8 protein-coding genes and 1 pseudogene are annotated in these 12,084 nt (G+C 64.8%); 6 read left to right on the top strand and 3 right to left on the bottom strand.

Annotated features, from left to right (window positions below):
* Nucleotides 1-406: 406 nt before the first annotated feature.
* The 4 genes from ACVWW1_RS44135 (at nucleotide 407) to ACVWW1_RS44120 (ending at nucleotide 3,281) form a co-directional block, all read left to right on the top strand.
* Nucleotides 407-784: a VOC family protein gene (locus ACVWW1_RS44135; protein ID WP_207840799.1), complete on the top strand. Its 378-nt coding sequence runs from the start codon at nucleotides 407-409 to the stop codon at nucleotides 782-784.
* A gap of 175 nt (nucleotides 785-959) precedes the next feature.
* A complete protein-coding gene (locus ACVWW1_RS44130) occupies nucleotides 960-2,234 on the top strand; it encodes an acyl-CoA dehydrogenase family protein (protein WP_207836333.1) in 1,275 nt (424 codons plus the stop codon).
* A gap of 144 nt (nucleotides 2,235-2,378) precedes the next feature.
* A complete protein-coding gene (locus ACVWW1_RS44125; protein ID WP_456660213.1) occupies nucleotides 2,379-2,996 on the top strand; it encodes a flavin reductase family protein in 618 nt (205 codons plus the stop codon).
* Nucleotides 2,997-3,005: 9 nt separating this feature from the next.
* The gene (locus tag ACVWW1_RS44120) at nucleotides 3,006-3,281 is read left to right on the top strand and encodes a GNAT family N-acetyltransferase (RefSeq protein ID WP_176532638.1); all 276 of its coding nucleotides are present in this window, start codon (nucleotides 3,006-3,008) and stop codon (nucleotides 3,279-3,281) included.
* Between the two features lie 100 nt (nucleotides 3,282-3,381).
* Here the strand turns inward: ACVWW1_RS44120 and yghU are convergent, their stop codons facing one another.
* Nucleotides 3,382-4,260 carry a glutathione-dependent disulfide-bond oxidoreductase gene (yghU, locus tag ACVWW1_RS44115; protein WP_456660212.1) on the bottom strand — a complete coding sequence of 293 codons (879 nt, stop codon included), beginning with the start codon at nucleotides 4,258-4,260 and terminating at the stop codon, nucleotides 3,382-3,384.
* A 278-nt stretch (nucleotides 4,261-4,538) separates the two neighbouring features.
* Between yghU and ACVWW1_RS44110 the strand changes: the two genes are divergently transcribed.
* Together ACVWW1_RS44110 and ACVWW1_RS44105 are read left to right on the top strand one after the other, a co-directional pair.
* Nucleotides 4,539-5,672, top strand: a complete 1,134-nt coding sequence (locus ACVWW1_RS44110) for a nitronate monooxygenase (RefSeq protein ID WP_456660211.1) — start codon at nucleotides 4,539-4,541, stop codon at nucleotides 5,670-5,672.
* 145 nt (nucleotides 5,673-5,817) lie between these two features.
* Nucleotides 5,818-7,330: pseudogene (locus tag ACVWW1_RS44105) on the top strand (acetyl-CoA acetyltransferase).
* A gap of 172 nt (nucleotides 7,331-7,502) precedes the next feature.
* Here ACVWW1_RS44105 and ACVWW1_RS44100 read toward each other — a convergent pair.
* Together ACVWW1_RS44100 and ACVWW1_RS44095 are read right to left on the bottom strand one after the other, a co-directional pair.
* Nucleotides 7,503-8,705 (bottom strand): efflux RND transporter periplasmic adaptor subunit, encoded by a 1,203-nt coding sequence (locus ACVWW1_RS44100; RefSeq protein WP_456660210.1) that lies wholly within the window; start codon nucleotides 8,703-8,705, stop codon nucleotides 7,503-7,505.
* Nucleotides 8,692-11,874 (bottom strand): efflux RND transporter permease subunit, encoded by a 3,183-nt coding sequence (locus ACVWW1_RS44095; protein WP_456660209.1) that lies wholly within the window; start codon nucleotides 11,872-11,874, stop codon nucleotides 8,692-8,694. The genes ACVWW1_RS44100 and ACVWW1_RS44095 overlap by 14 nt, the downstream gene beginning before the upstream one ends.
* Nucleotides 11,875-12,084 lie beyond the last annotated feature (210 nt).

The following is a 12,084-nucleotide window of genomic DNA, read 5'->3' as shown; positions in this document are numbered from 1 at the left end:
CCGTTGTTGAAGCAAGCTGGGGCCACAGCGTCGTAACGCAATGAGCAACGGTGGTTATGGGCTCCGGGTCGCGCTGCGCTTGCCGGGACGACATCGAATATGTGGTGCCAGATTGAATCATACATCCGCATCCTCGCGGCACTGGCGCGTCCGAGTCTTGCGTTAACTTACTCCTCTGATTGAACAGAGGGCGCAGGGAATGCCGGGCGCCGATCGCACCCATGGGCCCCGAGCAAAAGGTGGATGAATGGATTTCGGGCTCGTGCTTCGCACGCCCCGGAATGACGAAAGGAGAGTGCGCGGCGCGATGCAGCGTCGCTTCCGTCGCGGCAAAACTGCTGCTAAGCGTTCGAGCGGCAAGCACGCAACAACGCGGCTTTGGTCAACAACAGGGAGGATATTTCAGATGTTTTCACACGTGATGGTTGGCACCAACGATCTGGACAAGGCCAAGGCGTTTTATGATGCGCTGCTCGGCACGCTCGATGTCCGGCCGGCCCGGGTCGACGGTCACCGCATTATGTACCTCACCAAGGCCGGCATTTTCATGGTTTCCAAGCCGATCAACGGCGAACCGGCGACGCACGCGAATGGCGGCACGATCGGCTTTGCCTGCTCTTCGCCGGAGCAGGTCGAGGCTTGGCACGCGGCCGGCATCGCCAATGGCGGCAAGACCTGCGAGGACCCGCCGGGCGTGCGGGAAGGCAGCGGCATCAAGCTCTACCTCGCCTATCTGCGCGACCTCGACGGCAACAAGATCTGCGCAATGCATCGGATGACCTAACCGGCATCCGCCGGAATCTTTCACGCTGTACGCGGCGGCGTTCAAACAACGTTTGAAACGCCGTCGCGATATTCCGCGATGCGGTAGGGATGATCGGAAAATCGGTGCTCGCGCTTCGCGTCGCACGCGTTTATTGTCCGCCGCGAAACGCGCCTTCGCGACGGGAGAAACGACAATGAAGCATGCCTATGTGCCGCGCACCACGAACTACACGCTCAATCCTGGCGACGAGCTCAACGACCTCCGCATGTCGGAAAAGGTCCGTCCGCTCTACGACCATGTGAAGCAGTTCATCCGCGACACGGTCGACCCGATGTCAGTCGAGTTCTATCGCGCCGGCGAGAAGAAGACCGACCGCTGGAGCTTCACGGACGAGCAGCTCGCGATCCTGCAGAAGGCCAAGGACAAGGCGAAGGAAGTCGGTCTCTGGAACTTCTTCCTGCCCGACGCCGAAACCGGCGACGGCCTCAACAACCTCGACTACGCCTATATCGCCGCCGAGCTCGGCAAGAGCCCGCTGGCCTCCGAGACCATGAACTGCTCGGCGCCCGACACCGGCAACATGGAGGTGCTGGAGCGGGTTGGCACCAAGGCGCAGAAGGAGAAGTGGTTGAAGCCGCTGCTGAACGGCGAGATCCGGTCGGCCTATGCGATGACCGAGCCGAACGTCGCCTCCTCCGATGCCAAGAACATCTCGACCACCGCAAAGCTGGTCGGCGACGAGTGGGTGATCAACGGCGAGAAGTATTACATCTCCGGCGCCGGCGATCCGCGCTGCAAGATCATGATCGTGATGGTGAAGACCAATCCCGACGCGGCGCCGAGCAAGCAGCAGTCGCAGATCCTGGTGCCGATCGACACCCCCGGCGTCGAGATTCTGGGCCCGATGCACGTGTTCGGCCATGACCACGCGCCGCGCGGCCACATGCATCTGCGCTTCAACAATGTGAAGGTGCCGAAGGAGAACATGCTGCTCGGCGAAGGCCGCGGCTTCGAGATCTCGCAGGTCCGCCTCGGCCCGGGCCGCATCCATCACTGCATGCGCACCATCGGCAAGGCCGAGAAGGCACTCGACATGATGGTGCAGCGCGGTCTCACCCGCGAAGCGTTCGGCAAGAAGATCGCCCATCTCGGCGGCAACATGCAGATCATCGCCCAGGCGCGCTGCGAGATCGAGGCGATGCGGCTGATGGTGCTGAAGGCCGCCAAGGCGATGGACGTGCTCGGCAACAAGGAAGCCCGCGTCTGGGTCTCGATGGTCAAGGCCATGGTGCCCGAGCGCGCCTGCAAGGTGATCGACCAGGCGATCCAGATGCACGGCGCCACCGGCATCTCGCAATGGTCCCCGCTCGGCGAAATGTACCAGGACGTCCGCCATCTGCGCTTCGCCGACGGTCCGGACGAGGTGCACTGGATGGTGGTCGGCCGCCACGAGCTGAGCATGACGTAAGCTTGTCGTCTCCTCCCCGCGTGCGGGGAGACGAACAAGTGAAATCGTAAGGCGGGTTAGCGCAAGCGTAACCCGCCTTTTACTTTCTTGTCCGCTCGCGGCGGATTACGCTTCGCTAACCCGCCCTACGTTTTCGGACATCCCATGGAATATTCCCCAAGCGACCTCAGCCAGCGCGAACGCTACAAGGTGCTGACCTCCTTCGTGCTGCCGCGGCCGATCGCCTGGGTGACGAGCCTCGGCACGGAAGGCGTGGTCAACGCGGCGCCGTTCTCGTTCTTCAACGTGTTCTGCGAGGACCCGCCGCTCTGCATGTTCGCGGTCAACCGAAGGCCCGACGGCCGCGAGAAGGACACGCTGGTCAATATCCAGCGCCTGGGCGAGTTCGTGGTCAATCTCGCCGACGAACCACTGGCGCGCGCGATGCACGAGACTTCGGGCGATTTCCCGCCCGAGATCGGCGAGCCCGACTATCTCGGCCTGAAGCTCGCGCCCTCCAGCAGGATCGCGGTGCCCCGGCTTGCCGACGCGCCTTTCGCGATGGAGTGCAAGACCTGGAAGCTGATCGACGTCAACGGCGATCGCCAGCTGATCATGGGCGAAGGCATCCATTTCCACATCCGCGACGAATTGTGGGACCGTGACGCGATGCGCGTCCACATGGAGCGCTACCATCCGATCGGCCGCATGTTCGCGGACCGCTACTGCCGCACCGACGACCGCGTGGTGTTTCCCGCGGCCGAGGGCGCAAAGAACAAATAGGACAAGACAATGAGCGAAGCATTCCGCGACAATCCGGCACAGAGCCGGTTCGAACTCGAAGTCGATGGCGCTACCGCCTTCGTGGTCTACCGCAAGACGCCGGATACGATCACACTGGTTCACACCGAGGTGCCCCCGGAGCTCGGCGGCCGCGGCATCGGCTCAAAACTCGCCCGCGCGACGCTCGATGCGGTCCGCGCTCAGGGCATCAAGCTCGTCGTGAAGTGCGAGTTCATCCAGGGCTTCATGAAGAAGCATCCGGAGTATGACGATCTGCTGGGGTGACGCGCCGATGCGCAGAGCGGGTTAGCGCAGCGTAACCCGCCGATCTGTCGGGGCATGACGGCGGATTACGCTTGGGTAATCCGCCCCACAAGCTGCGGCGCTACGAGGCCGCCGGCTCGCCGATCTTGTCCTGCGTCCTGGTTTCGAAATCGCCGGCGTCATGGCGCTCGTGGAGCTGGCTCGACGGCTCGCCCCACGTGCGGTTGACCATGCGGCCGCGCTTCACCGCGGGCCGTGCCGCGATCGCGTCGGTCCAGCGCTGCACGTTCTTGTAATCCTGCACCGAGAGGAATTCGCCGCCGCCATAGAGCAGGCCCTTGGCAAGGCTGCCGTACCACGGCCACACCGCCATGTCGGCGATGGTGTAGACATCGCCCGCGAGATATTCGTTGTCGGCGAGCCTGCGGTCGAGCACGTCGAGCTGGCGCTTCACCTCCATCGCAAAACGATCGATGGCGTATTCGATCTTGGTCGGCGCATAGGCATAGAAGTGCCCGAAGCCGCCGCCGAGATAAGGCGCCGAGCCCATCTGCCAGAACAACCACGAGAAGGTTTCCGCGCGGGTCTTCACGTCAGTGGGCAGGAACGCGCCGAACTTTTCCGCGAGATAGACCAGGATCGACCCCGACTCGAACACCCGGATCGGCTCGGGCCCGCTGCGGTCCATCAGCGCCGGGATCTTCGAGTTCGGATTGACCGCAACGAAGCCGCTGCCGAACTGGTTGCCGTCGATCTTGATCAGCCAGGCGTCGTATTCCGCGCCCCTGTGGCCCGCCGCAAGCAGCTCCTCCAGCATCACGGTGACCTTGACGCCGTTCGGTGTCGCCAGCGAGTAGAGCTGCAGCGGATGACGGCCGACCGGCAGCTCCTTGTCGTGGGTGGGCCCCGCGATCGGCCGGTTGATGCTGGCGAAGCGTCCGCCGCTCTCCTTGTTCCAGGTCCAGAATTTCGGCGGCTCGTAGGCAGAGGTGTCAGTCACGTCGTTGGCTCCCGGTTCGTGTTCTTCCAAGGTGGCGCGGCGGCCGCCGGGCCCATCCCATGTCCGCACTAGATGGTGCGCACACTGCGCTTTGCCCACCCCGCGCGATCGCATTTTCTACCTTGCGGAATGCGTCGCGAGGGATGCAGCCGGAGCAGCGCCTGCACGCAAGATCGCCGTAGCCGAAACCCGCTTGGCTTCGCCGACCGTCATGCGCTAGCGTCGCAGAGGCTGATGCCAACAAGCACAACAAGCAGCCGCCGGGAGAGAACCAGTCCATGAAATCACCGATCTGCGACATGCTGGGAATCGACTTCCCCCTGCTCGCCTTCAGCCATTGCCGCGACGTGGTGGCGGCGGTCAGCCGCGCCGGCGGCTTCGGCGTGCTTGGCGCGACCGCGCATTCGCCGGAGACGCTGGAGCAGGAGCTGAAATGGATCGACGCGCATGTCGACGGCAAGCCCTACGGCATCGACGTGCTAATCCCGGAAAACATTTCGACCGCGGGCGAGAAGAACGTCACCTGGAAGAGCCTCGAGGCGCGCGTCTCGCAGGAGCATCGCGACTTCACCCGCAATTTGCTGAAGAAATACGACATCGAGTTGACCAGCCGGAACGTCGCCGACAACCAGCCGCAACCGTTCGATGCCGAGACCGCGCTTCAACTGCTTGACGTCTCGTTCCGCCATCCGATCAGGCTGATCGCCAACGCGCTCGGCGTGCCGCCGAAGGCGATGATCGAGATGGGCCGCAAGCACGGCGTGCCGGTGGCGGCACTGGTCGGCTCCAAGGAACATGCACTGCGCCAGGTCGCAGCCGGGGTCGATATCCTGGTCGCGCAGGGCACCGAGGCCGGCGGCCATTGCGGCGAAGTCTCGACCATGGTGCTGGTGCCCGAGGTGATCAAGGCGGTCAGGAAGATTCGCGACGTGCCGGTGCTCGCCGCCGGCGGCATCATGACCGGAAGCCAGATGGCGGCCTGCATGGCGATGGGCGCGGCCGGCGCCTGGACCGGCTCGGTGTGGCTTGCCACCGTGGAGTCGGAGACCTCGGAGATCTTCCGCGAGAAGATGATCGCGGCCTCCTCGCGCGACGCCATCCGCTCGAAGGGCCGAACCGGCAAGCCGGCGCGGCAGCTCCGCTCGGTGTGGACCGACGCCTGGGACCGCTCGCCGGACAGCCCCGGCGCGCTGCCGATGCCGCTGCAAAGCATCATCAGTCGCGACGCGTTCAACGCGATCGACCGCGCAGCTGCGGCCGGCAACGAGAAGGCGCGCGATCTCGTCAGCTACTTCGTCGGCCAGGGTGTCGGCCTGGTCGACAGCGTCAAATCTGCCGGCGCCGTGGTGCAGGAGTTCAAGGAAGGTTTCGTCGAGGCCGTCGAGCACATGAACGCGCTGGTGGCGGAGTAGCACAAGAGCACAACCGTCATTGCGAGGAGCGGAGCGACGAGGCAATCCACCCATTCCCCGAGTCGAGACATGGATTGCTTCGCTTCGCTCGCAATGACGCCTAGAACAACCATCGAGCCCAATATCCCAGAGTGAAGCAACAAGAATGTCGAACAGCATCCCCGAAGACCGCATTCCCGTCATCGTCGGCGTCGGCGAGATCGTCGATCGTCCAAAGGACATCGCCGCCGGCCTCGAGCCGCTCACTTTGCTGGAAGAGGCGCTGAAGCGCGCCGAGGCCGACAGCGGCGCAAAACTGCTCTCCGATGTGCAGTCGCTCGACATCGTCAACTTCCTGAGCTGGCGCTACCGCGATCCCGAGAAGCAGCTGGCGCAGCGGCTCGGCATCGCGCCGGCGCATCTCTATTACGGTCCGGTCGGCGGCGAGAGCCCGATCCGGTACCTGCACGAAGCGGCGCAGCGCATCGCGCGCGGCGAATGCAGCGTTGCCGCGGTCTGTGGCGCGGAGGCGCAGTCGACCGCGACCAAGGCGCAGCGCGCCGGCGTCGCATTGCCGTGGACGCCGTTCGCGCATGACGTGGAGGAGCCGAAGCGCGGCGCCGCATTCCAGAAGCCGCTTGCGGTTGCGCTCGGCGTGTTCCGGCCGATCACGGTCTATCCGCTCTATGAGTCCGCGACCTCAGCGCATTGGGGCCAGACGCCGCGCGAGGCGCTGAAGGAGTCCGGCGAGTTGTGGTCGACCTATGCGCAGGTTGCCGCCGATAATCCGAACTCCTGGCTGAAGAAGCGCTTCACCGGCGACGAGATCACCACCGCGACGCCCGATAACCGGATGATCGCCTGGCCGTATACAAAACTGATGGTGGCAAACCCGACGGTGAACATGGGCGGCGCGCTGATCCTGACCAGCCTGGCGAAAGCGCGCGCCGCCGGCGTGCCCGGGGACAAACTGATCTATCCGCTCGGCGGCGCCTCGGCGGAAGAACCGCGCGACTATCTGATCCGCGACCAGTTTGTCGAGAGCCACGCACAGAATGCGGTGCTGAAGGCGGCGATGGACCTCGTCGGCGGCGACGGCAGGAAGTTCGACGCGGTCGAACTCTATAGCTGCTTCCCCTGCGTGCCGAAGATGGCGCGCCGGACGCTCGGCCTCGGCGCCGACGTGCAGCCGACCGTGACGGGTGGGCTGACGTTCTTCGGCGCGCCGCTCAACACCTACATGACGCATTCGGCCTGCGCGATGGTGCGCAAGCTGCGCGGCGGCGGCACGCTCGGCCTGCTTTACGGCCAGGGCGGCTTCGTCACCAAGCATCATGGCCTCGTGCTGTCGCGCGCCGCGCCGAAGGCCGCGCTCGAGCAGGACACCAGCGTGCAGGCGGAAGCCGACCGCAACCGCCGCAACGTGCCCGACTTCACCGCCGAGGCGACAGGAAAAGGCAGAGGTCGAGGCCTTCACCGTGATCTATCGCGCCAACGGCGAGGTCGAGCACGGCGTCACCATGCTGCGCACCGAGGACGGCCGCCGCACGCTCGGCCGCGTCCCGGCGAGCGACACGGCAACGCTGACGTATCTGCAGAACCTCGACCGCACGCCGGTCGGTACCACGGGCAACATCGTCACGGCCAGTGACGGCGTGCGGGAATGGCGGGTGGGCTAGGCCTCTAAGCTCCCTCGCCCCGCTCTTGCGGGGAGAGGGTTGGGGTGAGGGGCCGCTTCCGCGAGTTCTGCTCGCCGTGAGACCTGTACCCCCTCACCCGGATCGCATCTGACGATGCGATCCGACCTCTCCCCGCAAGCGGGGCGGGGTTAGAGGCGAAGCGCTGCGCGCCCTACCCCTTCACGTCCTGCTTTTCAGACGCCGTCGTCGGCTTGCCCTTGGCGCCGACACCGGTCACGCGCACATGATCGCCGTCGGCGAGGCCGTCCGGCGGAGCGGTGATGATGCGGTCGTCGGGGGCGAGGCCCGAGGCGATCTCGATCTCCTTGCCGAGGTCGCGGCCGATCTTCACGGTCTTGAACAGCACCTTGTCATCGGGGCTGACGGTCGCGACCCGCAGGCCGTTGCCGTTGAAGATCAGCGCGCTGGCGGGAATGCTGAGCGGCGCGGCCTCGCGCTGCAAATTGAGCTTCACGCTGGCATAACTGCCCGGCATCAGCTCGCCGGAGGAGTTGTCGAGCCCGAGTTGCATCCGCGTGGTGCCGGAGGCGACATCGACCGCCTGCGAGGAGGCTTCCACCGTCGCCTGGAACGTGCGGTTCGGGTAATCCGGCAACACCAAGGAGGCCTTGGCGCCGATCTTGATCGCCGGGACGTAGTTCTGCGGCACGTTGACGTAGACGCGCAGCTTGGTGATGTCCGAGATCGTGAACATCGCGGGACCCGAGTTGCCGCCGGCATTGATCAGCGCGCCGACGTCGGTGTCGCGCGAGGTCACCACGCCGTCGAACGGCGCCGTGATCTTCTTGTAACCGGCGAGCGCTTCCAGCCGCTCGACATTGGCCTGGCCCGACCTGACCGCACCGTTCTTGTTGGAGAGATCGGCGGTGCGCTCGTCGATCTCCTGGGCGGAGACGAAGTTCGAGGCGACCAGCGTCTTGCGCCGGGTCAGCGTCGCCTCGGAGAGCTTGGCTGAGGCCTGGGCGCTGGCGAGATCGGCGCGCGCCTGCAACAATTGCTGGTCAAGGTCGGGCGCCTCGATCTCGGCGATCACCTGGCCGGCCTTGACGCGGGCGCCGATGTCGGCGTCCCAATTCTTGAGATAGCCGGACACCCGCGCGAAGATCGGTGCGCGGGAATAGGCCTCGAGCCGGCCCGGCAGGTCGATCGTGGGGCTCAGCGCCTTGGCGTTCGGCAGCGCCACGGCGACGGTCGGAATGGCCTGGTCGTCGGTCCACTCCTTCAGCCTGGTGTCCTGCTCCTCGCGGGCGCGGATGCCGGTGCCGACGATCAGCCCCGCGCCGACCAGTGCAACCACGCCGAATATGCCCAATCTCCGGCCGGACACCGGTGGGCGCTGTTCAGTGGGCTGCATGCGGAATCTCCGATGAGGCGGCGGCTTTGGCGCCTTGCTTCTTGTGTACCATACTGAATACCACGGGAACAAACATCAGCGTCGCGAAGGTTGCAAAGATCAGGCCGCCGATCACGGCGCGGCCCAGCGGGGCGTTCTGCTCGCCGCCCTCGCCAAGCCCCAGCGCCATCGGTGCCATGCCGATGATCATGGCGAGCGCGGTCATCAGCACCGGGCGGAAGCGGACAAATCCGGCCTCCAGCGCGGCCGCGACGGGATCGCCAAGTTCCTCATAGCGCTCGCGGGCAAAGCTGATCACGAGCACGCTGTTGGCGGTCGCAACGCCCATGCACATGATGGCGCCGGTAAGCGCCGGAACCGACAGCGTGGTCTGGGTCGTGAACAGCATCCAGACGATGCCGGCGAGTGTAGCTGCGGGCAACGCCGTGATGATCACGAACGGGTCCGACCAGGACTGGAAGTTCACCACGATCAGGAAGTAGATCAGCACGACCGCGCCGAGCAGGCCGAACAGCAGGCCGGTGAAGGCCGAGTTCATGGTCTGCACCTGGCCGAGCAGCACCACTGACGAGCCCTTCGGCACTTCCTTTGCGGTGTCGGCAATGAGCTGGCGCACGTCGGTTGCGACGCCGCCGAGATCGCGGCCTTGCGTCGTGGCGTAGATCTGCACCAGCGACTGGATGTCGTATTGCGACACCACCGCGCTCGAGGTTGCGCGCTTGATGTCTGCGATGCCGCCGAGGATCGGCGCCTGGGTGTTGCCGGTCGCGGTGATCGGCAGCGTCTGCAGCGCGCTCAGCGAGTCGATCTGATATTGCGGCGTCTGCATCACGATCGAGTAGGACACGCCGTTGTCGGGATTGAGATAGTAGGTCGGCGCGACCTGCGAGGAGCCGGCAAGGTTGACGACGAGCGAGTTGGTGACGTCGCGCTCGGTCAGGCCGACATATTGCGCGCGGGTACGATCGACATCGATATTGAAGGTCGGATTGTTCGGCGACTGCTGGATCCGCGCGTCGGCAATGCCGGGGATGCGCTTGATCTTGGCCAATAGCTTGTTGGCGTAGGCGAAGTTGGCGTCGAGGTTGGCGCCGCGGATCTGCAGGTCGATCGGCGCCGGCGCGCCGAAGTTCAGGATCTGGCTGACGATGTCGGCCGGCAGGAACGCGAAGCTGGTGCCCGGAAACAGCCGCGGCAACTGCTCACGCAGCGCGCGAACATGCTGCTCGGTCGGCTTGTGGCCTTCCTTGAGGCGGATCTGGATGTCGCCGTCCTGCGGACCGATCACGCCGGTGTTGTTGTAGGTCATGTTGATGCCGGAGATCGGCATGCCGATGTTGTCGGTCATGGTCTCGATCTCGCCAGGGACCAGCTTGCGGATCGCCTTCTGGATGTCGGCGAGCTGGTTGGCGGTCTCCTCGACACGGGTACCGACCTGAGTGCGGACATGCATCAGGATGTTGCCGGCATCGACCGACGGGAAGAAGTTGCGGCCGAGAAACGGCACCAGCACGAACGACGCGGCAACCACCGCGAGGAAGCCGCCGACGAACACCTTGCGGTGGCCGAGCGCCATCTCGAGCAGGCCGCGATAGCCGCCACGGATGCCCTCGAACCGCGCCTCGAAGCCGCGCTGGAACCAGACCAGCGGATTGCGCGACTTCGGCGGCGTGCCCTCGTGATGGACATGCGCCTGCAGCAAATAGTTCGCCATGGTCGGCACCAAAGTACGCGACAGGATGAACGACCAGATCATCGCGAACATGACCGCTTCGGCCATCGGCACGAACAGGAAGCGCGCGACGCCGGTCAGGAAGAACATCGGCACGAACACGATGCAGATACAGAGCAGCGAGACGAAGGCCGGCGTCACGATCTGGTTGGCGCCGTCCAGGATCGATTGCTCGACCGGTTTGCCCTGCTCGAGATGGTAGTTGATGTTCTCGATCGTCACCGTGGCGTCGTCGACCAGGATGCCGACCGCGAGCGCAAGGCCGCCGAGCGTCATGATGTTCAGCGTCTCGCCGATCAGGGACAGCATGATGATGGCCCCGAGCACCGACAGCGGGATCGACACCGCGATGATGACGGTCGAGCGCCAGCTGCCGAGGAACAGCAGGATCATCACACTGGTGAGCAGCGCGGCGATCACGCCCTCGAAGGCGACGCCGGTGATTGCACCGCGGACGAATACCGACTGGTCGCCGATGAAGCCGATCTTCAGCGCGTCCGGCATCTGGTCCTTGACGTCGATCACCTTCTGCTTGATGCCGGAGATGATATCGAGCGTCGAAGTGGCGCCGGCTTTCAGCACCATCATCAGCACCGAGCGGTTGCCGTCGACATGGACGATGTTGGTCTGCGGCGGATTGCCGTCGCGGACGGTGGCGACGTCACGCACATAGACCATTGCGCCGTTGACCTGCTTGATCGGCAGGTCGCCGAGTTCCTCCATCCGGAGCGGCGAGTTGTTCAGGTTTACGGTGTATTCGAAATTGCCGATCTTCTGCGTGCCGACCGGCGTGATGAGGTTTTGTGCCGCGAGCGTGTTGGCGACGTCCTGGCCGGACAGGCCACGCGCCTGCAGCGCGGTCGAATTGAGATCGATCTGGACCTGACGCTGCTTGCCGCCGAACGGATACGGGATCGCAGCGCCAGGCACCGTGACCAGCGGCGTGCGCAGCTGGTTGATGCCGATGTCGGCGAGGTTCTGCTCGGTCAGGCCGTCGCCCGACAATGCGACCTGGATGATCGGAACCGTCGAGGCGCTGTAGTTCAGGATCAGCGGCGGCGTCGCGCCCGGCGGCATCTGCTTGAGCAGGGTCTGCGAGATCGCGGTGACCTGCGCGTTGGCGGTGCGGATGTCGACATTGGGCTGGAAGAATATCTTGATGATGCCGAACCCGTTATACGAGTTGGCCGTGATGTGCTCGATGTCGTTGACCGTCGTGGTCAGCGCGCGCTGGAACGGCGAAGTGATGCGGCCGGCCATCTGGTCGGGCGGCAAGCCGGTGTATTGCCAGACCACGCCGATCACGGGGATACGGATGTCGGGAAAGATGTCGGTCGGCGTGCGCAGTGCGGCCAGCGGTCCGATAATCAAGAGCAGGATCGCGAGCACGACGAAAGTATATGGCCGGCTCAGCGCGATACGGACCAGTGCGATCATAAAAGCAGCATTCCCGAAATGAAGCCCGCCCCGGGCAGAGGAATCGACATTGCAAAAGCCGTTCCGCAGCGGCCGATTTACCCGATGACGGGCAAAACGCCAACCTGCGGAGCCGCGGCGGCCTTCACTTCCTTGGCATAGTACGTGAAGCCGTGCGCTCCGATCGGGTACGCCAGACGCAGTGCCGCCGATCGCGCTCGTATCATCGTC

This window comes from Bradyrhizobium sp. JR3.5 (assembly GCF_054057015.1).
This window is presented reverse-complemented; position numbering and strand designations above follow the sequence as displayed.

Coding starts and splice junctions, on each gene's coding strand:
- ACVWW1_RS44135 (WP_207840799.1), top strand. CDS start 407: ATGTTTTCACACGTGATGGTTGGCACCAACGATCTGGACAAGGCCAAG.
- ACVWW1_RS44130 (WP_207836333.1), top strand. CDS start 960: ATGAAGCATGCCTATGTGCCGCGCACCACGAACTACACGCTCAATCCT.
- ACVWW1_RS44125 (WP_456660213.1), top strand. CDS start 2,379: ATGGAATATTCCCCAAGCGACCTCAGCCAGCGCGAACGCTACAAGGTG.
- ACVWW1_RS44120 (WP_176532638.1), top strand. CDS start 3,006: ATGAGCGAAGCATTCCGCGACAATCCGGCACAGAGCCGGTTCGAACTC.
- ACVWW1_RS44110 (WP_456660211.1), top strand. CDS start 4,539: ATGAAATCACCGATCTGCGACATGCTGGGAATCGACTTCCCCCTGCTC.
- ACVWW1_RS44100 (WP_456660210.1), bottom strand. CDS start 8,705: ATGCAGCCCACTGAACAGCGCCCACCGGTGTCCGGCCGGAGATTGGGC.
- ACVWW1_RS44095 (WP_456660209.1), bottom strand. CDS start 11,874: ATGATCGCACTGGTCCGTATCGCGCTGAGCCGGCCATATACTTTCGTC.